The following is a 22,213-nucleotide window of genomic DNA, read 5'->3' as shown; positions in this document are numbered from 1 at the left end:
GGCATACTCGCGAACGGATATTTAAGTATTCTCATCGCGAGAACGCAGATATGCACAACAGTGCATCGATTCGCCGCCGATTACCGGGTAGAAATCCGGAACACCACATGGACGTGCCCACAATTACCCGACGCGCCCGCGTTCGCGAAGTGGGCGCCGGCGTACCGCGTGAAACCCGCGCGACGGTCGGGGGGCTCACTCCACGAACGTCGTCAGCGCGCCGACCGGGGCGTCGGTCCGGCTCTTCGCGCGCTCCATGCCCTCCTCGCCGGCCGCGATGAGCGCGAAGACCCCGCCGACCGCGGCGTCGGCGCGGTCCACGATGTCGAGCAGCAGCTCCTGGGTCTCGCCCGACCGGATGAGGTCGTCGACCACCAGCACGGTCTCGCCCGAGCCGATGGCCGACGCCGGCAGGTAGTAGGTGAGCTCGATGCCCGACTGGAGGCGCTGGCGCGACTCGATGAACTCCTCGACTGCGGTCTCCTTGGACTTCTTGGCGTAGGCGACCCGGGCGTCGAAGTAGCCCGCCATCGCCGCGCCGAGGGTGATGCCGTCGGTCGCGGCGGTCAGCACCACGTCGGGGCGGTCGAAGTCGAACGTCTCGGCCGCCACGGGGGCGACCAGGTCGAGGAACGACTGGTCGAAGACCACCTCGGAGTTGTCGACGTACCCCTCGTCGTCGACCCGGATTCGGGCCTCGAGTTCCTCGGCGAGCTCCTCGCGACCGACGCCGCCGACGATCTCCTTCGCACGGTCGACGCTCGGCAGGACGTGGCCGTTGACGTAGCGGTTGAGGTCGCCCGCGGGGAGGCCCGTCACCGCCGCGAGTTCGTCGTAGGTCCGGGTCTCCTTCAGCATCCGGAGGACGGCGACCGCCTGCAACTGCAGGGTCGCCTTCTCTGCTCGGTTCATGTCTCGGCCGAATCATCCCACGAACTTGAATACCTCGATAGCCGACCGGAGGAATTTCTGCAGAACTGCGCAATCGTGGTCGGGGTCGGTTGCGTAATCGTGGGGTCGCGGTCGCGGCGTCGCGCACGAAGTCGTAGTCGGACGCGAAGACTGCGTCGCGGCTACTCGGCGTCGAGCAGGTCGGTCGCGGTCAGCAGCGATTCGAGCTCCACGCCGTGGTCGGCGAGGTTCTCGGCCGCGCCCTCCTCGCGGTCCACCACGACGAGCACGCGGTTCACCGTCGCGCCCGCGTCGCGGAGCGCCTCGACGGCGTCGGCGGCGCTCTGTCCGGTGGTGGCGATGTCCTCGAGGACGACGACCTCCTCGCCCTCCGCCAGGCGGCCCTCGACCAGGTTGGCCGTGCCGTACTCCTTCTGCTGCTTGCGGGCGATGACGTAGGGGTTGCCGGTCTCGACGCTGGTGGCCGCGACCAGCGGGACGCCCCCCAGCGCGACGCCCGCGAGCTTCTCGTCGCCGACCCGCTCGGCGAACGCCCGGGCGATGCGTTCGAGGCAGTCGGGGTCGGTCTCGAAGAGGTACTTGTCGACGTAGTAGTCGCTGGTGCCGCCGTGCGAGAGCTCGAACTCGCCGTACTGGACCGCGTCGGCGTCCCGGAGCGCCGCGATGAGTTCCTCGTCGGTCATCGTCGGTGAGTCGGGGCGGCGGGCGGATAAGCGGTTCCGTTTGGCGCGGGCGCGCGACGTCCGGGAGAGAAATCGTTCGTTCGGACCGAGTCAGTCGTCGGCCGGGCCGGGGTCGGCCGGGCCGGCGTCGATCCACTCGTCGGCCCAGGATTCGAGCTCCTCGAAGACGGGGCAGAGCTGGCGGCTCTTGTCGGTCAGGCTGTAGTACGTGGCGATGGGCTTGTCCTCGACCCGGCGGTTCACCAGGCCGGCCTCCTCGAGGTCGTCGAGCACCCGCGAGAGCGTCCGGGAGCTGGCGCCGGTCGAGCGCTCGAGTTCGTTGAAACGCTTCTCGTCGCTCTCGTGGAGGTCGCTGAGCACGACGAGCCGCCACTTCGAGCCAATCTGCTCGATGGCCTCGACCACCGGGCACGCGCCGGGGTTCTTCTCCTCGACGCCGTCGGGCTGGGAATGGATGGACGACATGGCTGGTAGCTACTATCCGTCTCGTTGTCAAACGCACAAATAGGTTCCGATACGAAGTAGGTAACAAGACGAAACCAGCTTCCGGAACGCAAGCGGAGATCCGCGCGCCAACCACTGCCGCACCGGAGGTGACCGCCTGATGGCGGTCGAGACTGCCAGTTCGGTCGCCCCTCTCGCCGGTCGCGTCCTGTTCGGCGGCGCGCCATGGTCATGGCCGCAAACCGCCCCGTGGATACAAACGGGATCACAGATTACGCCGAGGCTAAAGGAGCCTCGGCCCCAAGGATCTCAGTGTCAGAGAGTCGCGAGCCCGCTCCGTCCGACGGTCTCCGGTCGCTCACAGCACGGACCGGACCAAGATAGCGAGGAAGGCGCTGGCCGCTTTGAGGACCAACAGGAGTGCGAAAACGGCGGCGAGCAGCCCCAGCACAGCCGTCGCCCGCTCCCATCCGACGACGGCGCTGGCGAGTACCGGGGCGAATACGAGCGCAAGTACGCCGCCGAACAGGGCCCGGCGGTACTCGTAGAGGCGGCCGTCCATGGCCGTGATTCCGAGACGGGGCGCTTAAATTTTCAGGACACCTCGACTCCCGGCCGGGTCGTGCGGCGGTCGGCGTCGGGGGATGCAGTCCCGGTCTGCACCGCGAGCGAACGCAGTGAGCGAGCGGCACGAGGAACCCTCGACGAGCGCCGGAGGCGCGAGTGAGGGGGTGACGAAGTGTCGTCGTGAGCGGCGCGAACGACGGCTCGTCAGAGCGTCGCTCTGACGGTGTTTTTCCCACGTTTTTGCAAGGGAGCGCCTCTGGGGGCGCGACCGCAGCAAAAAGTGGTTTACCAGGGCTCGTCCTTCAGCCCGAGTACGTACGCGATTCCGTTCGTCACCAGGTGCAAGACCGGCGTCGCGACGACGACGACCGCGAGCACCGGGACGGTGAACACGTCGCCGAACCAGTCGGGCGCGGCCAGGAACGCCAGCAGGAGCGCGAACACCACGAAGTCGAGCTGGTCGACCCCGGGGAACGCCGCGCCGCGCTCGCGGCCGGTCCGGCGCTTGAGGAACGACGCCGCGATGTCGCCGAGCATCGCGCCCGCCGGGAGCGCGACAGCGACCGCGAGCGGGAACGTCGGCAGGCCGACGCCCACCAGGTCCGAGACGGCGGGTTCGACCGCGTTGAGGACCAGCGCCAGCGCCGCCCCGACGGCGGTTCCGACCGCGGTGCCCCGCCACGTCTTGCCGTCGCCGAGGAGTCGGCGCCCGTTCCACGTCCGCCCGGCGTCGATGGGCCGGCCGCCGCCCGCCAGCACCGCGGCGTTGTTCGGGACGTAGGCCGGCAACATCGCCCACAGCGCGACCGCGACGGTCTCGATGACACCCATATGGCGATACGCGGACCGGCGACCCTTAAGAACCAGAGGTTCGTCCCCGGCGAGTGGCCTTACGGGGCGCGGGCGCGTACGTCCACCGTGACCGACGCACTCGAACCGATGGCCGTGATCGTCGGGACGACGCTGGTCTCCTACTGCCTCTGGCAACTGCTCTTCGACCCCTTTCGCGGACCGATCCCGGGGCAACTGCTCCCGGTCGCGGTCCTCGGGGCCGGGGTCATCGCGGGGATCGGTCTCGTCGGGTGGGGGTTCCGTCGTCTCGGCGTCCTGGCTCCGGCCTGATCCGTCGGCGACAACCGTTACCTACCTCTGCGACGTAGTCGGGGCAGTCCGTCTCTCATGTACCCGACTGGCCACTACGGCGTCGCGCTCCTCGTCGCTGCACCGTTCGCATCGTTCCTCGGTCGGAAGGCCGGGACGGTGTTCTCCGCGTTCGTGGTCCTCGTCGCCCTGCTTCCGGACCTCGACAAGCACCTTCCGGTCGTGACCCATCACGGGGTGACCCACACGTTCCTCTTCGCGGCGGTCGCCGCGGGCGTCGTCGGCGCGCTCGGCTGGGCGGCCTACCGGGCGTACCTCGCTTCGTCGGCCACGCCTCGCTGGTCGAGTCTGACTCCGAAGCGCGTGTTCGTCTGGGGGGCGGCCGGCACGTTCGTCGGCGTCTCGGGTCACGTCATCGCCGACATGCTCGTCCTGCTCCCGGGTACGCAACCGATCAGCCCGTTCTGGCCGGTGTTCTCGCGGAAGCTCACCATCGAGATCATCCCGCTGGGGGCACCGGCACGGAACCTCGCACTCCTGGGACTGGGTCTCGCCGCCCAGGCGGCCGTCTATCACTTCGGAATCGACATCGGCGGCGAAGGACGGGCGGCCTCCTCGAACTCCCGGTAACGTTGCATTGTCGGAACCGTTATTCGAGTAAAATTCCCTTTAGAAGGGCTAAAAGCGGCTTATATCAGGAAGTGGCCAACGCCATTAACCGCGTGGGCGGAGTTGTTACGCATGTCCTGACGCGGGACAATCCTACTCTCTGAGACAATGATGGGGAACGACAACAGCGACATCACGGCGAACGAAGGTGCGTTGCAAGACGACGGCGGCGGGGAGGCGTACATGTTCCAGAACCAGTTCTTCCCGGACGGGCAGTTCCACGTCGTCTCGACCGAGCTCCAGGGAATGTCGACCCCCGCCGGAGCGGGCGAGGGGCAGTTCCTGTCCAGTTTCGACAACCGGCTCATCCAGTACACGGGCGCGCGGAACATGTTCGCGTTCTTCTTCCCGTACGAGGACGCCGAGATCCAGCAGGGCGTCCTCTACCGCCTCGGCGGGGACTGGGCGGACATCGACGACGACGGCGCCAACGACGGCGGCGGCGACACGCCATCGTCGAACCTTATCAACGTGACGTTCTCGCCGGTCGGTAACGTCGACGATGACGACGAATGGTTCGACCGTGACGGAATCTGAACCGAATAGTTCGCTAACCGATTCAGCTTATACCACACAAGGATGACGGACAACGACAGTATCCTCGGCGGACTCGCGGACGAATCGCGCCGGTCGTTCATGAAGAAGAGCGCCATCGCGTCGGGCGGCCTCGCCACGGGGCTGTCCGGGGCGGGCACGGTCGCGGCACAGGACGGCGGCAACCAGGACGGCAACGTGATGCGCGGAGTGATGTTCAGCACTCAGTTCCATCCCCGCGCGCAGTTCGAAATCGTCTCCGAGTCGATAGACTGGGCGCCGCTCGAGAACGAGGAGAACGACTTCCTGACCGATGCGAACGACGAGCTGCTGTTCGACGACGCCGCGGTGTTCGCGAACTTCAACACCCGGGTGGTCAACTACCAGGTCGGTCGCCAGTCGTGGGCGCTGCTGTTCGTCCAAGAGAGCGCGAACGTCCAGCAGGGACAGACGTACACGCTGAGCCCCGCGTTCGGGCCGTTCGGCCCCGACGACTTCCAGCAGTTCGGCATCGACTCCGGCGACTACGACGGGTTCTACGGCCCGGACGAGAACGACTACGGCAACCAGGGCTACAACGAACTCGGCATGGTCACCGTCCAGTTCTCGCCCGGCGGCGGCGGTGACGGCAACCAGACCGACGGTAACGAGACCGACGGCAACGAGACGGCCTGAGCGAACTGACTCGCCGCGGGCGACGCTGACGACCGGAGCGGCTATTTTTCGCGACGGTGTCTCAGATGGCAACGTTATAAGACGAGGGGTTCCAAGAGCCGACCATGATTCCCCCCGTCGCCAGTCGGTTCGTCGCCGGCGAGACGCCGGCCACGGCGCTCGACCACGCCCGGGAGCTGAACGACCGGAACGTCAGGGCCATCCTGAACCTGCTGGGCGAGCACTACGACGACCGCGGCCCGGCCGACGAGGACGCCGAGGCGTACCTCCGGCTCGTCGACGACATCGAGGACACCGCGGTCGACGCCTGCGTCTCGGTCAAGCCCTCCCAGATCGGCCTCGACGCCGGGACCGAGGTGTTCCGCGAGAACGTCGAGCGCATCGCCGACTACGCCGCCGACCGCGGCGTGTTCGTCTGGGTCGACATGGAGGACCACACCACGACCGACGCGACCCTCGACGCCTACGAGAAGCTCGCCCGGCGACACGGGGGCGGCGTCGGCGTCTGCGTCCAGGCGAACCTCCGGCGCACCGACGACGACCTCGAGCGCCTCGCGGACGTCCCGGGGAAGGTCCGGCTCGTGAAGGGCGCCTACGACCCGCCGGCCGACGTCGCCCGCAAGGAGAAGTCCGCGGTCGACGCCGCCTACCGGGAGCAACTGGAGTACATGTTCGAGCACTTCGACGGCGGCATCGCGGTCGGGAGTCACGACCCGGAGATGATCGACCGCGCGAAGGCGCTCCACGAGGAGTACGGCACCGACTTCGAGGTCCAGATGCTGATGGGCGTGCGCGAGGACGCCCAGTACGAACTCGCGTCGGAGTACGAGGTCTGGCAGTACGTCCCCTACGGCGACAAGTGGCTGTCGTACTTCTACCGGCGCGCGGCCGAGCGCAAGGAGAACCTGCTGTTCGCGCTCCGGGCGGTCCTGGGTCGGTGAGCGCTCGGACGGGGATCGTTTGAGACTCGGCGGGCGGCGGAGCCCGCCAGAGAACATCTAGTTTATGAACCTGCGCTCGGATACACCCGATAAATGTCCTCGTGGAAGCGCGACATCGCGAGCGGACTCGTCGTCATCTTGCCCATCCTCGTCACGGCCTACATCATCGCGTGGCTCTACCTGGCGATAGCGGGCCTGCCCTTCCTCCAGGACGTCACGCCGCCCATCCGGGTCGCGACGGTCCTGGTCGTCTTCTCGATGCTCGTCCTGAGCGTCGGCTACATGATGCGGACCGCGGTCGGGTCGCTGGTCGAGGGGGCCATCGACGGCGTGATGAACCGGCTCCCCGGCCTCCGGGTCGTCTACAACGCCTCGAAGATGGCGGCCGAGACCGCGCTCTCGGACTCGACCGACCTCCAGGCCCCCGTCAAGGTGTACGTCTTCGGGGGCATGCGGATGACCGCGTTCAAGACGGGCAAGAAGACCGACGACGGCCGCGAACTCCTCTTCATGCCGACCGCGCCGAACATCACGACCGGGTTCGTCATCGAGGCCGAGCCCGACGAGTTCGAGGAGACCGACGAGAGCGTCGAGGACGCGCTGACCCGCGTGCTGAGCGCCGGGTTCGGCGAGACCAGCGAGTCGGGCATCCCCATCGACGTCGAGGACGAGAAGGAGACCCAGTCGCCGCCGCCCCAGTAGCACTGTCCGGGAGCGCAGTTCGGACGGTTCACCGCGAGCAGCTACGGGACGACTCCCTCCTCCAGTCTCCGGTCCGGAACGGGTTCGATGGAGCCGCTACTCCGTAGTGCTCATCGCGTATCTGAATGGCGCGTCACTCGCTTACCTCCGGCTTCGCCACAGTTCGCTGAGTGGCGATGTACGAACAGCGTCCACAGAGGGTCAGTCCGCGCCGCTCGGCCGTCTCCGGTGACAGCCGTTGACGGATGTCGGCCGCAAACTGACTCTCGGCGTTTATCGACCCGCACAAACTCGCCGTCTCGGCCTCGTTCAACAGGTGATATCGCCCGGAACTCGATTCTTCGGTCTCGTGAGCGGTGATAGCCTCCATAACAGGTCACCCTGTCGCGGACGAGCGGAAGTGTGTCCGGAGGTGTGCGTGTTCACGGCGGTTCTGGAGTTCCCCGGTCCACCCCGACATACGTTCCGCGTACTCGTAGAAGACTCGCGAGAACCAATGTCAGTGTACCCCGCGCACAGCGGTTGCCCCCTGCACACTCGACCACTCGGCGCGAAACCGTCGGCCGAACCACCGCCTGTTGAGGTTATCAGTCCACGACCACTGGTTGCGCTCGAGTCAGATGCGCCTCGTAGGAATCGCGAGCCCAGCCGTGCACGTCACTGTCCGTGGTCTCTAGAAGTGCACGCGGCTCGCCATCTTCATCGACACCAATCTGCACGATCTCGTCGAGAATCCCTAAATAGTAAAGCGTCTCTTCGTCAGTAGAATACAGGTCAAATCGTTCGGATTTCATCAAGTCGTCGTATATTTTCCTGTAGTCGGAACTGGCCTGGAGGGTGTCGACGACGTTCGACGTCCCGATGAATTCGACACGAGCACCGTCGTCTAGAACTCTATCACGAGTGACTTCCATGGCGTGAAGTCCGGTAAGCGGTAGAATCGCCCGGACGCTCTCGGCCTCCCGAAGCCGTTTGACGTGCCGATTTACCATCGCCCACGGGTCACCCTCCGAAGCCGTGACGATATCTGCCTCGGACAGTAATCGAAGATCCAGGTCCAGCTCCGACCGGTCGAGCCACTTCAGAACCGGTTGGAGGCGTTCGGTAGCGGAAACGGTGTCACGGAGACCGGTGAATTCGCGAGCGATCAACTCCCCACACGTTGCCAGTGAGTACGCTCGATTGCTGTTCCGGACCCATCCCCGGTCTTCGAGCGCCTCCAGATTTCGCTGGACGGTCGTCCGGGACGCGTCCATTCGTTCTCGCAATTCGCGTTTACTCAGTTCTCCTTCTCGGCGTAAGGCGTCCATCAGTTGGACTCGCGTCGCCGACCTCGCTAAGAACTCGATGTCCTCTATCCCACCCTCCATACCCCGCCTGTCCAATCAACTCGGTAATAAAGATACGGCCGGTCTTTCGGTTGAATCGTGATTGAAGCAAAAGAAGGTGCGTCGAATACGCCCCGCCGCGCGTCGGTCATCACATCGATTCGAGGACACGGCGCGTTTTCGGTTCCGACCCCGGATACAGAGACCGTGCTCCCGGCAGCTCTTACGCCTCGACGTACTCGAACCACTCCTCGTAGTCGTCGGTACGGCGGTTCACGACGTCGAAGAACCGCGACTGGAGCTCCTCGGTGACGGGGCCGCGGCCGCCGTCCCCGATGACGACGTTGTCGACCTTCCGGATGGGCGTGACCTCCGCGGCCGACCCGGTGAAGAACAGTTCGTCGGCGGTGTTGAGTTCGCCCCGCGAGATGCTCGCGTCGTCGTGGACCTCGTAGCCCAGCTCCTCGGCCAGCGTGATGACCGAGTCGCGGGTGATGCCGTCGAGGATGCTCTCGGAGAGCCCGGGCGTGTAGATCTCGCCGTCGCGGACGAGGAAGAGGTTCTCGCCCGGCCCCTCGGCGACGTTGCCCTCCTTGTTGAGCACGATGGCCTCGGCGAAGCCGTTCCGGCGGGCCTCCTCGCCCGCGAGCATGCTGTTGACGTACAGCCCGGTGGTCTTGGCGTTGGTCGGGATCTGGCTGGAGGCGTGCTTGCGCCACGACGACACCATCACCTCGACCCCGTTCTCCAGCGCCTCGTCGCCGAGGTAGGCGCCCCACGGCCACGCCGCGATGGCGGTCCGGGTCGGGCAGTCGCCGGGGCTGACGCCCAGGCTGTTGTAGCCGTAGAAGACGACCGGCCGGACGTAGCACGACGCCAGGTCCTGGCGGCGGATGAGTTCCTCGGTCGCCTCGGTCAGCTCCGCGGGCTCGTGGTCGATGTCGAGGTCGTAGGGTTTAGCCGAGTTGTACAGCCGCTCGAGGTGCTCGTCCCACCGGAAGATGGCCGGGCCGTTCTCGGTGTCGTAGCACCGAACGCCCTCGAACACGCCGCTCCCGTAGTGCAGGCCGTGGGTGAGGACGTGGACCTGGGCGTCGTCCCAGTCGACGAACTCGCCGTCCATCCAGATCGTGTCCACGTCCATCTCGTCGAAGCTCATACGTGTGCACGAACGGAGGCCTCCTTTAAGAGTCTTCACGGTTCGGCACACCGGTTCGCAGTACCGGCGGCCGGGCGAGCGCCCGACGTCCGACGAGGCGGTCGGCTTCGACGGCGCACCTGACGCCCGACGGGAAGCCGCGTCCCCGCCGGCGCCGGCTACTTCTCGAAGACGACCGGCGCGTCCGGTTCGACGGCGAACCCGGCGCGCTCGCCCGGCGAAGCCGGGCTGTCGCGGCCCTGCATCACGACCTGGACTTCCGAGAGGCCGTCGGCGCCCGCGTCGACGACGTAGTTGGTCTGGTCGCCCTGGAAGTACCGCTCGACGACCTCGCCCTCGAAGGTCGCGTCGCCGTTCTCGGCGAGCCGGAAGTCCTCCGGGCGGATCGAGACGGTCACGTCGCCGGGGCTCACGCGGTCCTCGGGCGCGAACGAGAAGCCCGCGTCGCCCCCGACCTCGACGGTGGTCCGGCCGTCCCGCTCGGTCGCGCGGCCGTCGAGCAGGTTGGTGTCGCCGATGAAGTCCGCCACGAACTCGCTGGCGGGCTCCCGGTAGATTTCCTCGGGCGTACCGACCTGCTCGATGCGGCCCTCGTTCATGACCGCGAGGCGGTCCGAGAGCGTCATCGCGACCTCCTGGTCGTGGGTCACGTAGAAGAACGCGCCCTGGGTCTTCTCGTGGATCTTCCGGAGTTCGACCTGCATCTGCTTGCGCAGCTTCCGGTCGAGGCTCGACAGCGGTTCGTCGAACAGCAGGACGCTGGGTTCGTTCACCAGCGCCCGCGCCAGTGCGACCCGCTGCTGCTGGCCGCCCGAGAGGTCGTCGGGGCTGCGGTCCTCGTACCCGTCGAGGTCGACGAGGTCGAGGTACTCGGTGACGTACTCCTCGCACTCGGACGCCTCGACGCCGGCCTTCTCGAGCCCGTAGGCGACGTTCTCGCCCACGGTCATGTGGGGGAACAGCGAGTGGTGCTGGAACACCAGGTTGGTGTCCCGGGCGTCCGGCGGCACGCCCGCCATGTCCCGCCCGTCGATGTGGACCGACCCCCGTGTCGGGGTCTCGAACCCGCTGATCATCCGGAGCGTCGTGGTCTTGCCACAGCCCGACGGCCCGACCAGCGAGAAGAACTCGCCCTTGTTCACCTGCAGGTCGACCTTCTCGACGGCGGTCACGTCGCCGAACTCCTTGCGGACCCCGTCGAGGCGTATCAGCCCATCGACACCCGTTGGCATACGCCATCGTAGCTCACTGCTCCGCATAAACTGTTTCGGAACTGTCGTCAGATATTTTAGTTACGATAGTGAAACTTTCGCAATTTTCCAATATTGTCGCGAAATGCCGTACAGTGTTACCAATTCTGACGGGATGATTGAGTAAGAATTAAGGTAAGTCTCTGTGAGGTGGCATGACATGCCCAGGAACTGGGACGACAGCGGAGACGAATCGGCGACGACGAGCGGTAACGACCGTCGGACGTTCCTCAAGGCGACGGGCGCCGCCGGCGCGCTCGGACTCACCGCGGGGTGCATCGGCGGCTTCGGCGGCGGGAGCGGCGGCACCGCGACCATCAACATCCTGACGTGGGAGGAGTACGCCGACCTCAAGGAGGACATCGAGAGCCGGCTCGACGTGAACGTCAAGTTCACGAAGTCGACCTCCTCCTCGAAGATGTTCTCGTCGTGGAACTCCGGGCAGAACGCCCAGTACGACATCGCGGTCCCGAACAACAACTACGTCCCGAAGATGATGGACGCCGGGCTCGTCGACACTGTGCCCGAGGACGTCGTCTCGAACTACAGCGACGTCTACGACGTGTTCCAGGGCTTCGCCGACAACCAGTTCACCGACGGCGGGAACATGTACGGCGTCCCGATCCGGTTCGGCTGGTACGGCTACTCCTACGACTCCCGGGAGGTCGAGGACCACGAAGCCAGCTACGCGAAGCTGTTCTCCGACGAGTACGAGGGCGACATCATCATGTACGACAACCACTTCAAGGCGATGAGCGCCGCGGCGCTCTACCTGGGGATGCGCGACGCGTTCGAGGGCCAGAAGGTCACCCTCTCGGAGGACCAGATCGCCGAGGTCAAGCAGACGATGATCGACCAGAAGCCCCTGCTCCAGGGGTACATCGCCGCCGACCCGACCTACATCAAGTCGCTCAAGCAGGGCAACTTCGTCATCGGCCAGTCGGGCCGCAACGAGATCGTCGAGATGTGGGCCAACGGCACCGACTGGCCCGAGATGGCCGCCCCGAAGGAGGGGTCGCTGGCGTGGTTCGAGTCTGCCGTCGTCTCGAAGGAGTCCGAGAACAAGGAGCTGGCCTGGAAGGTCGTCAACGAGTTCATCGCGCCGAAGCTCGGCGCGAAGCTCGGCAAGGTCGGCTACTCGCCCAGCGCCAACCCCAGCACCCAGGACCACCTCAGCGACGAGGAGAACGAGATGTACGGCTCGGTCGACCCCTCGCGCCTCGAGCAGATGATCCCGTTCAAGGCCGTCGAGAACGAGGATGCCTGGATCAAGGCGTGGGAGGAGATCAAGACCGCGTAATCGGTTCTTCCTCTCATGTCCGTAGACTCACCACGTCGGTCGGAGACGCTTCGCCAGCGGTTCGTCGGCGCGTTCGCCTCGCGGGGGACGCGGCTGTCGATCACCGCCGGACCGGGGCTGGTCTGGCTGGCGCTGCTGCTGCTCGCACCGCTCACGTTCATGGTGACGGTCAGCTTCCTGAACGTCAACGACGCCTACCAGATCGTCTGGCAGCCGTCGCTGGAGAACTACGCCCGGCTCGGCGCCGACCAGGGCGCGTTCTGGAACAGCGCGTTCTTCGAGTCGCTGTTCCTGTCGTACTTCATCGCGGCGGTGACGACGGTGCTGTGCCTGGTGCTGGCGTTTCCGCTGGCGTACCTGCTGGCCCGGCGGGGCGGGACCACGTTCAAGGTGGTCATCTTCCTGGTGCTGCTGCCGTTCTTCACCATGTACCTGGTGCGGGCCTACTCGTGGTACCTCATGTTCGGCCAGAGCGGCGTCATCAACAGCGCGCTGCTACGGCTCGGGCTGGTGAGCGAACCCGTCGGCCTGCTCAGCTACGGGGTGCCGGCGATCATCGTGGGGCTGACCCACGCGTACTTCCCGTACATGCTGCTGTCGCTGTACGCCAGCCTCGAGGGACTGGACTTCTCGCTGGTCGAGGCGGCGCGCGACCTGGGCGCCAGCCGGGTCGACGCGCTGAAGGACGTCATCCTCCCGCTGGTCCTCCCCGGGATGATCAGCGGGAGCCTGTTCGTGTTCGTGCCCGCGCTGGGCGCGTTCATCACGCCGCGGTTCCTCGGTCAGGGGAAGGTGCTGATGATCGGCCAGCTCATCGAGAGCCGAATCAACTCGCTGTACGCCATCGGCTACGGCAGCGCCGCGTCGATGTTCATCGTCCTCAGCATCGTCGTCGCGTTCGTGGTCGCGTTCCGGTACGTCAGCATCGAGGACCTGGGAGGCGTCTGAGATGGCGACCGAGACCGGCTCCACGACCGAGGAGGCCCGCGAGACCGCGAGCCCGTCGCGCCTGCTGGACCACGAGCGCAAGGAGTGGCTGCTGAGCCGCGGCCTCTGGCTGGTCGCGGGCGCGCTGCTGGTGTTCCTGTGGATACCGCTCGCGGTGATGATGTTCCTCTCGTTCGCTGTCAACGCGAGCACCATCTTCCCGTTCCGGGGGTTCACGCTCGACCACTACGCTGCGACGTTCGCCGACGGCACCCTGATGTTCGCGCTCTGGAACAGCGTCCAGATCGCGACGCTGTCGGCGGCCATCGCGACCGTGCTGGGGGTGCTGGCGAGCTTCGCGCTCGCCCGGTACGACTTCCCGTTCAAGGAGCTCTACCGGACGTTCGGCATCCTGCCGATGGTGATCCCGGGCGTGGTGCTGGGCATCGCGCTGCTCATCTACTTCCGCACGCTGCTCGGCATCGTTCCCGGGTTCCTGACCGTGGTGCTGACCCACAGCGTGTACGGCTTCCCGTTCGTGCTCCTGATGGTCACGTCGCGACTCTACACGTTCGACGAGTCGCTGGAGGAGGCGGCCCGCGACCTCGGTGCGGACCCCCTCACCGTGTTCCGGGACATCACGCTACCCATCGTGGCGCCCGCCATCGGCGCGGGCTTCCTGTTCGCCTGGATCCGCTCGTTCGAGGACTTCATCCGGGTCTACTTCGTGAAGGGCACGATGGACGTGCTGACGACCTCGATGTACTCGATGATCAAGTACGGCACCGCCCCGAAGATGAACGCCATCTCCTCGTTCATCGTCTTCGTCATCGCCGCGGTGCTCGCGGTCGCGATGAACGTCGGCAACGTCGCCGGCATGGTCGCCGGCACCGAAGAAGACTCGTAGCTCGCGACCGACCACCTTCTTCATGGACGACCGCACCGACAGACTCGTCTCCCGGGCCCGGGCGGTCATCCCCGGCGGGGCCCAGACCGGCCTGCGGGCGCAGGCCTACGACCTCGGCGACGTCGCGTTCGAGGCCGCAGACGGGGCGACCCTCGCGACGGTCGCCGGCGAGACCCTCACCGACTACCACCTGGCGTTCGGGCCGATTCTCCTGGGCCACGGCCGCGAGGAGGTCGATACCGCAGCCAAGGAAGCCATCGACCGGGGGGTGCTCTACGGCGCCGCGACGACCGACCTCGAGGTCGAGGTGGCCGAGCGCCTCGTCGACCTGCTGCCGAGCGTCGAGATGGTCAACTTCTGCAACAGCGGCAGCGAGGCCACCTACCACGCCATCCGGCTCGCCCGCGCCCACACCGGCAACGAGAAGCTGCTGAAGTTCGAGGGGTGCTACCACGGCTGGCACGACTACGTGGACGTGAGCGTCTATCCGCCTGCGGAGGAAGTCGCCGGGCGAAACACCGGTGGCGACGCGAGCCCGGAACTCGACCCCTACCCCGAGTCCGACGGGATGCTCTCGGCCGCGGTCGACAGCACCGTGGTCGTGCCGTTCAACGACCCCGAGGCGTTCCGCGCGGCGATGGAGCGCCACGGCGACGACCTGGCGGGCGTCATCCTCGAACCCGTCCCGCACTCGGTGGGCTGCCTGCGGCCGACCGACGCGTTCCTCGATGCCCTCGAAGCAGAGACCGACGCCCGGGACGTCCCGCTCGTCTTCGACGAGGTCATCACCGGATTCCGCCACTCGGCCAACGGCATGCAGGCCGAGCTCGGCGTCGACCCCGACCTGACCTGCGTCGCGAAGGCGATGGGCAACGGCTACCCGGTCGCGGCGGTCGGCGGCCGGGCGGACCTGCTGGCGCAGGCCGGCGGCGACAACGAGTCGGGCGTCGTCATCAGCGGCACCTACTCGGGGAGCCCGATGGGCCTCGCGGCCGCCCGCGAGACGCTCGGCCTCGTCGAGTCCGAGGACGTCCCGGCGCGGGTCGGCGACCTCGGCGACCGATACCGGGCCGGACTCCGGGATCTGCTCGCCGACCGCGGCATCGAGGGGCGCGTGGTCGGCTACGGGAGCATCTTCAGCGTCCAGTTCGGCGTCACCGGCCGGCCCCGCGACTACGCGGACGTGGCCGGCCTCGACGAGGAGCGGTTCCGCGAGTTCGCGGCCGGGATGCGCGAGCGCGGCCACTTCTTCACCCCGAACCCCTACAAGCGTCACCACCTCTCGCTGGCCCACACCGACGACCACCTCGACGCGTACCTCGACGACGCCGACGAGGTGCTGTCGGGGCTATCGGCCTAGGCGAACGGCCCCGAGCGGCGTCGCTGTGCGATTGCTGACGGATCCGGAGGAGAACGAACCCGGAGAAAGGAGGCCGGGGCCTCGATTCCGTCAGCCGAGGCGCTCGATGAGGTCGGCGCCCTCCAGGTACGGGAAGCCGTGGCGCTCGGCGTAGGCGCGCGCGTCGGCGGGCGCGAGCGCCTCGCCGGACTCGTCGTCGAGCATCTCGCAGACCACGACCGCGGGCTCGCGGTCGGCGGCCGCGGCCAGCGCGATGCCGAGTTCGGTGTGGCCCTCGCGGTCGGCGAGCAGGTCCGGGGCGGCCCGCAGCAGGTGGACGTGGCCCGGCGCGCGGAACTCCTCGGCGAAGTCGGTCGCGTCGGGGTCCGCGGCCGCCTCGGCTAACTCCGCGATTGTCGTCGCGCGGTCCTCGTCGGTGATGCCGGTGTAGGTGTCGCGGTGGTTGACCGGGAGCGAGAACGACGAGCGCTCGTCGTAGCCCAGGTCGTGGGCCGCGCTCGCGGGGTGGTCGAGCGCGTCCTCCAGGAAGGGAAGTCCGAAGGCATCCGCCACCTCGTCTGCGAGCGCGACGCAGACGAGGCCGCCGGCGTTGTTGCGCATGCGCGAGACGTCCTCGGGGGCGACCGCGCCCGCCGGGTAGATGAGGTCGGTCTCGCCCTCGCGGTCGGCGGCGTCGTGGACCAGCACGGGCGACCCCTCGCGGAACGCCTCGACCGCGGCCTCGACGCCCGCAGCGGCCTGGCTCATGCTTTCTCCTCGACGTGGACGGTCACGTGGTCGCCGTCCTCGAGCCCCAGTTCCTCGCGGAGCTTGACGGGCGCGATGACCTCCAGTTGGTCCTCGTCGTGGTGGGTGCGCTCGGGCGCGATGGTGTGGGCCCGCTCGAACACCTCTCCGTCCCGGGTCTCGACCACCGCGGGGTAGCAGACCGCCGGACCGTAGGTCCGGTCGTCGTCCTCCCAGCCGTCGATGTGGACCGGGTCGAGCGCCTCCATCGCCGACCGGGCCCGGACGCTCTCGTCGGAGAGCTCGACGTTGAGCGTGCCGAGGAACGGCTCGTAGCCCAGCCGGTCCTCGAACTGCTCCATGTAGCCCGGCAGCGAGATGTAGTGGCGGCCCTCGCCCATTCCGCTGGTGACGACGCCGGTCAGGTCGATCCCCGCGGGCGTCTCGAAGATGCGGCGGTAGTCCTCGTACTCGCGCTTGAGCGACCACTCGCCGTCCTCGGTGACGGAGACCCACTGGCCGTCGCTGACCATCTCGCGCTCGACCAGCCCGGCCTCGTCGAGCTGCTGGAGCCGCCGCGAGGCGGTCTGGTTGGAGGCGTCGAGCCGGTCGGCGAGCCCCGAGCAGGAGACCTTGACCTCCCCGTCGAGCCCGCCGTCGAGCGCGAGGAGCTTGAGCGCCGCGAGCTCGTCGTAGCCGACGGCGCGCGGCCGTGTCGCTGACATACCCGACACTCCGGCCGCTCGCGGTTTAAGCATAACGGAAGCGGTACGGTCCCCAGAATTGGAACGGTGTGGGACGGAGTGGCAGGGCGAGTCGGTCGGATGTCGAACTGGGGGACGGTGACACCTATTCTTTTCCCTCGACCGAGGCCGATACGATCCGACCACAGCCCTTTCCCGGTCGCGGGCGACCGGACGGGTATGGAGAAGGTGAACCTCGACGACGGGTTCGACTCGTTCGACGAGCAGTGGGCGCCCCGGCTCGCGGCGGAGCTCAACGGGCAGGCGGTCAAGCTCGCCAAACTGGAGGGCGAGTTCGTCTGGCACCGTCACGACGAGGCCGACGAACTCTTCCTGGTCCGGCGCGGCCGGCTCCGCATCGAGTTCGAGGACCGGGACGACGTGACGCTGGACGAGGGAGAGCTGCTGGTGGTACCGGCGGGCGTCGAGCACCGGCCGGTCGCCGACGAGGGCGAGGCCGAGGTGCTGCTGTTCGAGCCGACCGAGACGACGAACACGGGGAACGTCGAGAGCGAGGCGACCCAGGAGGAGGTCGAGCGGCTCTAATCTACGAAAATCGGACTTTGAAAGCCGTCTACTCTGTTTCCCAATCGGGATGGCTACTCGGTGTCGGCACGATGTCCGTCGAATCGCGGAGTTCTGACTCTTCGACCCACGGCTGACACCGATCGTGCAACTCGAAGAGGCGGAACTCGTTGAGATGGACCCAGCTGTAAGACACCGTATCCTCATCTTCGCGTTCTTCTACAGCGTTAGCCAGATCATTTCGAGAAACGTCGATTCCGCTCTCCCGTGCTTCTGCGGCCAGTGATTCGAGTTCGCTCGTCTTCTCGTCCTCTGTGAGATCGTCGTTGTACGAAATCGCCATCGCAGCGGCAACGGCGTCTACCTTGCCGTTGAAGTTCTCTCCCGTCATCCAGCAGTAGTCCCTGGGAAGTACGTACGACTTTTCGAAATACGGCGTTTCGCTCACTTTCCCTAATTCCGTCACCTCGCCGCCTGCGTCCTGCTCGTACACTCCGACGACGTAATCAGCGTACGATGCCAGGAGATGGAACCGAATCCTGAACTCCGGAAGTCGGTCGAGCCCAATCTCCCGGAGTTCGCCCATGACGAAAGCGTACGAATTGAGTCGCTTGTTCAGTTCGTTCTCGACCGTTCTCAGTCGACGGACGTACGGGTCTCGGTAACTCCCGAGGACGAAGTAGGACGTTTCCGGCGTCTGGAGATGTGATAGTTCTTCGTTTGCGAACCCGAGAATCTTCGCCGTCTCGTGCGGCTCCAGTTCGAGGCCGTGAAGGGCTTCGTCCACGGCAGCCTCGATTTCGTCCGCGTTCGGAGGAACCGACGGGTCTGCCATTGGTCGAAGGCTCGTACTGACTCCGTTTATATCTTTCTAACTGGTATGGGAATTTTACGAGAAACCAGATTGGTTGACCAAAAGTGTTATTCGTCATCCCTCCGAAGCAAATCGTATGAGCGATAGCTCGTCGGCAAGTAAGGGCGGGCCGTTCGAGGAGCAGCGCCGCATCTTCGATATCCTCTCGCAGGAGACGCGCCATCTCATCGTCCAATACGTCCTCGGCCATCCGAAGCACCTCGCGTCGCTCGACGAGCTAGATTACATGATTCCCAAGAGCAAGGCGGCAATCAGCGATCAGCTCGACAACCTCATTGATGCAGGCATTCTGGACCTGTATCGCTACGAGCCGAGCGAGGACAAGCGGGACCTTCCCTCGAAGTTCTACGGTTTCACCGAGCACGGCGTCGAGGTTCTCCACGAGTACAACTACCTCCGTGGCGTACCAGTGGCACGAGCGTTGTACAAGAACACCCGGAAGTCGGAGAAAATTGAGCGTCACGAAGATGCACCCCGGCCTGAACTTCCGAAAACTGTTAGAGAAACGTTTTCGACCGACAGTGAGCACATACCAGAGGTAGAAGAAGAAATCCGGGATAGAAAAGGGAAGACGCGCAGCGTCGATGATCAGGTAAAGTTAGTAAGAGCACTATTCGAAGCAGAAATCGAACCGGATCACGAAGGCCTGAAAAGAAGTGAGATGGAATCGCAGTTAGATATCGAGTTTGATTTTACTCCCGGAACGGTACTAAATCATCTTTCTGAAATCGACCTTGTTCAAAAGGTCTCACCGCCGGGTCCCGACTACTATGTGATTAGTGAACGAACTGACGAGATTGTTAACGGTCGAATTGAGGAGGAAGTCGAGCAGAATCTTGAGGGGCTCATCGCTCACATTGATGAAGAACCCCACTTCGCTAGAAAGTCACAGTTCTCTGAAGAAGGAGCGATTGCTGTAACAGACGGTGCAGGAAGAACGCTCCGCAGTATCCTTGCAGAGGAATTCAGCATTATGCCAGAGAAAGTTGAATCATATCTTCGAGGAGGGAACTCTCTCGAAAAGCTAAACTCAGCTATCGAAGCAATAGAACGAAGCGAATCGATAACCAAGAGGGGAGAATACGATAAGATCATCTTCAGGAGACAGGCTTACCGATATCGCCTGACCGAGAAAGCAGTCAAACTTGCTGAAAGCTGATCAGTCCCCGGTCATCGGGTCCCGCGCCCAGAACTCGCTGTCCTTCCGCAGCTTCGGCACCCAGGTGTCGTCGGTCTTCGACAGCAGCGCGACCCGCGAGACCGGCACCTCCTTGAGGTGCTCGTGGTCGGGCATGTGCGCCTGGATCCGCTCGGCGAAGTCGACGACGTCCTCGTGGTCGAGCATCGACTCCCTGGCGACGCGGTCGCGGGACTCGCCGACGTGCATGTAGGACTTGAGCTCCACGAAGTCGGGGTCGGCGCGCCGGTAGAACCCGGCGTACCAGTCGGGCGAGTGGACGTTCTGGCCGCCGACCAGCGTGGTGCGGAGCACCGTCCGGGTCTCGTCCTTCTCGGCGAGCACGTCCATCGTGTCGACCAGCTTCTCCCAGGCGTCGTCCTCCATCGCCTTCACCACCTCGTCGAAGGTGGCCCGCTCGGGCGCGTCGACGCTGACGTAGAGCTGCGTCGGGTCGCAGTCCCGGATGACCTCCGGCCGGGTCCCGTTCGAGACGAGGAAGGTGGTGATGTCGCGGTCGTGGAACGCCTCGATGAGTTCCGGCAGGTAGGGGTAGAGGGTGGGCTCGCCGTCGAGGCTGATGGCGACGTGGCGGGGCTCCATCGACTCCTCGAAGCGCTCGCGGGGCACCTCGTCGTTGCCGCCGAACCCCGACAGCAGCTTGCGCTGGAGGTCGATGCTGGCGTCGACGACCGCCTCGGGGTCGTCCCACTCGACGTCGCCCAGCTCGTAGGCGTGGCCGGCGTGGTCCCGCCAGCAGAAGACGCACCGCTCGTTGCACTTGACCACGGGCGTCATCTGGATGCAGCGGTGGGACTCGATGCCGTAGAAAATATTTTTATAACACTTCCCCTCGCCGCGCATGGCGTTGGCGGTCCACCCGCAGGTCTGGGCGGCGGTGTGGTTCTCGTGGTGGTACTCGGGAGAGTCCACCTGCTTCGGTCCGGAATCGCTCATTGTAGGACGGATAGCGGCCGAGGCTAAAACGTTCTTTCCTCGCGCCGCGTCGCGGACGGCGTGTACGGACTCGAAGGTGACCCCGCCGGTCCCGCCGATCCCCGCTACTCACCGACGACGTCCAGCACCACCTTTCCGGTGAGTCCGCCCTCCTCGACCATCTCGTGGGCCTTCGCGACCTCCGCCAACGGGAGCACCGAGTCGATCACCGGCTCGAGGTGACCGCGCTCGGCGAGTCGCCGGAGCGCGTCGAGCGGTCGGCGGTCGCGCTCGAGGAACAGCATGCGAACGTCGAGGTTCTTCTGGTACGCCGACCCCCACTCGCCTTCGGGTTCGAGGATGGTGATCAGCCGGCCGTGAGGCCGCACGACGCCGGTGCTCTCGGCCAGCGTCCCCCCGCCGACGGTGTCGAAGACGAGGTCGACCGGTTCGTCGAACTCCGATTCGACGACGTCGGCGAAGTCCTCGGACTCGTAGTCGATCGCGCGGGTCGCGCCGAACTCCTCGGTCTGCTCGACGGTCTCGGGGCTCGCCGTCGCGACGACCTGCGCGCCGCTCGCGGCCGCGATCTGGACGGCGTGCGCGCCGACGCCGCCGGCACCGTGAACGAGGACGGTCTCGCCCGCGTCGACGTCGCCGCGGGTGACGATCGCCTCCCAGGCTGTCGCGGCCGCGAGCGGGAGCGCCGCGGCCTCCGAGTGCGACAGGTTCTCGGGCTTTCGCGCGACGATCGACTCGTCGGCGACGTGGTACTCGGCGAAGCTCCCCTGCTCGCCGAATATCTCGGGGGTGTAGAACACCTCGTCGCCCTCGGCGAAGTCCGTCACCTCCTCGCCGACGGCTTCGACGACGCCCGAGACGTCGTACCCGATCACCGTCGGCGGCGAGATGCCCGCCCACGACCCCGCCTGCCGGATCTTGGTGTCGACGGGGTTGACCGACGAGGCGTGAACGCGGACGAGAACCTCGGTCGCCCCGGGAGTCGGCTTCTCGACCTCGCGTCGCTCGAAGACGTCCGTTCCGCCGAAGTCAGTGATGACCATCGCTTCCATGCCACAGACTACGACCGGCATCGGAGTATACGTTGTGTCCGATCGGACTCGCACCCCCGGACGAAGTTGCGACTCCTTCGGCGAGCGGAACGTGCCGGTGGACGGCCGGCGCTCGACGCGAGTTCGTCGCGTCCGTACGCGAACGGGCCGCCGCGGCCGCCAGCCCGTACCTCGACAGCGTACCTCGACAGCAAAGGTGGCGTCCGCGCGTAGCTGACCGCAACCCTCCGGCCGGCCGGTTGCCCGCTCAGCTCTGGAGCGTCGCGTCGAGCGCGATCTCGGGACCGGCCAGCGCCTTCGAGACCGGACAGTTCTCCTTGGCGTTCTGGGCGAGTTCGTCGAAAGTGTCCTGGTCGACGTCGGGTACCTCCGCCTCCAGCGTCAGGTCGATGCGCGGGATCTCGAACCCGCCGCCGTCGGCCTTCTCGAGGTGGACGTCGGCCTCCGTGTGGATGCGCTCGGCCTCGTAGCCCTCCTCTTCGAGGAACGCCGTCAGCTGCATCGAGAAGCAGCCCGAATGGGCCGCGCCGATGAGCTCCTCGGGGTTCGTTCCCTGCTCGTCCTCGAAGCGGGTCGGGAACCGGAACGTCCCCGCTATCTGGCCGCTCTCGGTCTCGAAGTCGCCGCTACCGTCTTTGCCGCCTTGCCACGTGGTTTCGGCCTGTCTCGTGGGCATGCGTCGACTACTGCAACGGCTTCC

26 protein-coding genes are annotated in these 22,213 nt (G+C 66.0%); 12 read left to right on the top strand and 14 right to left on the bottom strand.

All coding sequences use genetic code 11. The features are described 5' to 3' along the window. Positions 1-195: 195 nt before the first annotated feature. From DVR07_RS17095 to DVR07_RS17075, 5 genes are all read right to left on the bottom strand, one after another. The gene (locus DVR07_RS17095; RefSeq protein WP_115798530.1) at positions 196-912 is read right to left on the bottom strand and encodes a phosphoribosyltransferase family protein; all 717 of its coding nucleotides are present in this window, start codon (positions 910-912) and stop codon (positions 196-198) included. Positions 913-1,073: 161 nt separating this feature from the next. After that, positions 1,074-1,595, bottom strand: a complete 522-nt coding sequence (gene pyrE, locus DVR07_RS17090) for an orotate phosphoribosyltransferase (protein ID WP_115798529.1) — start codon at positions 1,593-1,595, stop codon at positions 1,074-1,076. 90 nt (positions 1,596-1,685) lie between these two features. Next, the gene (locus DVR07_RS17085; RefSeq protein ID WP_115798528.1) at positions 1,686-2,060 is read right to left on the bottom strand and encodes a winged helix-turn-helix transcriptional regulator; all 375 of its coding nucleotides are present in this window, start codon (positions 2,058-2,060) and stop codon (positions 1,686-1,688) included. A 337-nt stretch (positions 2,061-2,397) separates the two neighbouring features. After that, a complete protein-coding gene (locus DVR07_RS17080) occupies positions 2,398-2,601 on the bottom strand; it encodes a hypothetical protein (protein WP_115798527.1) in 204 nt (67 codons plus the stop codon). A gap of 290 nt (positions 2,602-2,891) precedes the next feature. After that, positions 2,892-3,437: a CDP-2,3-bis-(O-geranylgeranyl)-sn-glycerol synthase gene (locus DVR07_RS17075; protein WP_115798526.1), complete on the bottom strand. Its 546-nt coding sequence runs from the start codon at positions 3,435-3,437 to the stop codon at positions 2,892-2,894. Positions 3,438-3,524: 87 nt separating this feature from the next. On the opposite strand from DVR07_RS17075, the gene DVR07_RS17070 reads away from it, so the two are divergent. The 6 genes from DVR07_RS17070 (at position 3,525) to DVR07_RS17045 (ending at position 7,228) form a co-directional block, all read left to right on the top strand. Next, positions 3,525-3,728, top strand: coding sequence for a hypothetical protein (locus tag DVR07_RS17070; protein ID WP_162829615.1), 204 nt, complete (start codon positions 3,525-3,527; stop codon positions 3,726-3,728). Between the two features lie 57 nt (positions 3,729-3,785). After that, positions 3,786-4,337, top strand: a complete 552-nt coding sequence (locus tag DVR07_RS17065) for a metal-dependent hydrolase (RefSeq protein ID WP_115798524.1) — start codon at positions 3,786-3,788, stop codon at positions 4,335-4,337. 147 nt (positions 4,338-4,484) lie between these two features. Further along, positions 4,485-4,913 carry a hypothetical protein gene (locus DVR07_RS17060; RefSeq protein ID WP_115798523.1) on the top strand — a complete coding sequence of 143 codons (429 nt, stop codon included), beginning with the start codon at positions 4,485-4,487 and terminating at the stop codon, positions 4,911-4,913. 42 nt (positions 4,914-4,955) lie between these two features. Continuing rightward, positions 4,956-5,585: a twin-arginine translocation signal domain-containing protein gene (locus tag DVR07_RS17055; protein WP_115798522.1), complete on the top strand. Its 630-nt coding sequence runs from the start codon at positions 4,956-4,958 to the stop codon at positions 5,583-5,585. 104 nt (positions 5,586-5,689) lie between these two features. Further along, complete coding sequence (locus tag DVR07_RS17050) at positions 5,690-6,526, top strand: proline dehydrogenase family protein (RefSeq protein ID WP_115798521.1); 837 nt, start codon at positions 5,690-5,692, stop codon at positions 6,524-6,526. 93 nt (positions 6,527-6,619) lie between these two features. After that, entirely contained in the window at positions 6,620-7,228 is a 609-nt protein-coding gene (locus DVR07_RS17045; protein WP_115798520.1) for a DUF502 domain-containing protein, read from the top strand. Positions 7,229-7,815: 587 nt separating this feature from the next. Here DVR07_RS17045 and DVR07_RS17035 read toward each other — a convergent pair. The 3 genes from DVR07_RS17035 to DVR07_RS17025 all read right to left on the bottom strand — a co-directional run bounded on the left by DVR07_RS17035 (position 7,816) and on the right by DVR07_RS17025 (position 10,947). Then, entirely contained in the window at positions 7,816-8,598 is a 783-nt protein-coding gene (locus tag DVR07_RS17035; RefSeq protein ID WP_115798518.1) for a helix-turn-helix transcriptional regulator, read from the bottom strand. Positions 8,599-8,779: 181 nt separating this feature from the next. Further along, positions 8,780-9,715, bottom strand: a complete 936-nt coding sequence (locus DVR07_RS17030; RefSeq protein ID WP_115798517.1) for a branched-chain amino acid transaminase — start codon at positions 9,713-9,715, stop codon at positions 8,780-8,782. 158 nt (positions 9,716-9,873) lie between these two features. Then, positions 9,874-10,947, bottom strand: a complete 1,074-nt coding sequence (locus tag DVR07_RS17025; RefSeq protein ID WP_115798516.1) for an ABC transporter ATP-binding protein — start codon at positions 10,945-10,947, stop codon at positions 9,874-9,876. Positions 10,948-11,125: 178 nt separating this feature from the next. On the opposite strand from DVR07_RS17025, the gene DVR07_RS17020 reads away from it, so the two are divergent. The 4 genes from DVR07_RS17020 to DVR07_RS17005 are packed head-to-tail and all read left to right on the top strand — an operon-like array spanning position 11,126 to position 15,459. Then, complete coding sequence (locus DVR07_RS17020) at positions 11,126-12,265, top strand: ABC transporter substrate-binding protein (protein WP_115798515.1); 1,140 nt, start codon at positions 11,126-11,128, stop codon at positions 12,263-12,265. Between the two features lie 15 nt (positions 12,266-12,280). Further along, positions 12,281-13,213: an ABC transporter permease gene (locus tag DVR07_RS17015; RefSeq protein ID WP_115798514.1), complete on the top strand. Its 933-nt coding sequence runs from the start codon at positions 12,281-12,283 to the stop codon at positions 13,211-13,213. A 1-nt stretch (position 13,214) separates the two neighbouring features. Continuing rightward, positions 13,215-14,099, top strand: coding sequence for an ABC transporter permease (locus tag DVR07_RS17010; protein ID WP_115798513.1), 885 nt, complete (start codon positions 13,215-13,217; stop codon positions 14,097-14,099). A 22-nt stretch (positions 14,100-14,121) separates the two neighbouring features. Then, entirely contained in the window at positions 14,122-15,459 is a 1,338-nt protein-coding gene (locus tag DVR07_RS17005) for an aspartate aminotransferase family protein (RefSeq protein WP_115798512.1), read from the top strand. A gap of 90 nt (positions 15,460-15,549) precedes the next feature. Here the strand turns inward: DVR07_RS17005 and ribB are convergent, their stop codons facing one another. Together ribB and DVR07_RS16995 are read right to left on the bottom strand one after the other, a co-directional pair. Further along, positions 15,550-16,206 carry a 3,4-dihydroxy-2-butanone-4-phosphate synthase gene (gene ribB / locus DVR07_RS17000; protein ID WP_115798511.1) on the bottom strand — a complete coding sequence of 219 codons (657 nt, stop codon included), beginning with the start codon at positions 16,204-16,206 and terminating at the stop codon, positions 15,550-15,552. After that, positions 16,203-16,910: a DUF120 domain-containing protein gene (locus tag DVR07_RS16995; protein ID WP_115798510.1), complete on the bottom strand. Its 708-nt coding sequence runs from the start codon at positions 16,908-16,910 to the stop codon at positions 16,203-16,205. Before DVR07_RS16995 ends, ribB begins: the two co-directional genes overlap by 4 nt. A gap of 198 nt (positions 16,911-17,108) precedes the next feature. Between DVR07_RS16995 and DVR07_RS16990 the strand changes: the two genes are divergently transcribed. After that, positions 17,109-17,474 (top strand): cupin domain-containing protein, encoded by a 366-nt coding sequence (locus DVR07_RS16990; protein ID WP_115798509.1) that lies wholly within the window; start codon positions 17,109-17,111, stop codon positions 17,472-17,474. A 28-nt stretch (positions 17,475-17,502) separates the two neighbouring features. Here DVR07_RS16990 and DVR07_RS16985 read toward each other — a convergent pair whose 3' ends face one another. Beyond that, positions 17,503-18,288 carry a hypothetical protein gene (locus DVR07_RS16985; RefSeq protein ID WP_115798508.1) on the bottom strand — a complete coding sequence of 262 codons (786 nt, stop codon included), beginning with the start codon at positions 18,286-18,288 and terminating at the stop codon, positions 17,503-17,505. Positions 18,289-18,403: 115 nt separating this feature from the next. Between DVR07_RS16985 and DVR07_RS16980 the strand changes: the two genes are divergently transcribed. Continuing rightward, complete coding sequence (locus DVR07_RS16980) at positions 18,404-19,486, top strand: hypothetical protein (protein WP_115798507.1); 1,083 nt, start codon at positions 18,404-18,406, stop codon at positions 19,484-19,486. On the opposite strand, the gene twy1 is transcribed toward DVR07_RS16980, so the two are convergent. The 3 genes from twy1 to DVR07_RS16965 all read right to left on the bottom strand — a co-directional run bounded on the left by twy1 (position 19,487) and on the right by DVR07_RS16965 (position 22,189). Further along, a complete protein-coding gene (gene twy1, locus DVR07_RS16975; protein ID WP_115798506.1) occupies positions 19,487-20,461 on the bottom strand; it encodes a 4-demethylwyosine synthase TYW1 in 975 nt (324 codons plus the stop codon). A 104-nt stretch (positions 20,462-20,565) separates the two neighbouring features. Next, the gene (locus DVR07_RS16970) at positions 20,566-21,513 is read right to left on the bottom strand and encodes a zinc-binding dehydrogenase (RefSeq protein WP_115798505.1); all 948 of its coding nucleotides are present in this window, start codon (positions 21,511-21,513) and stop codon (positions 20,566-20,568) included. Positions 21,514-21,760: 247 nt separating this feature from the next. Further along, a complete protein-coding gene (locus tag DVR07_RS16965) occupies positions 21,761-22,189 on the bottom strand; it encodes an OsmC family protein (RefSeq protein WP_115798504.1) in 429 nt (142 codons plus the stop codon). Positions 22,190-22,213: the final 24 nt, after the last annotated feature.

This window comes from Halorussus rarus (assembly GCF_003369835.1).
GTDB classification, from domain to species: domain Archaea; phylum Halobacteriota; class Halobacteria; order Halobacteriales; family Haladaptataceae; genus Halorussus; species Halorussus rarus.
Note: the sequence above shows the minus strand (reverse complement) of the source record. Positions and strands in the feature narration are given on the sequence as shown.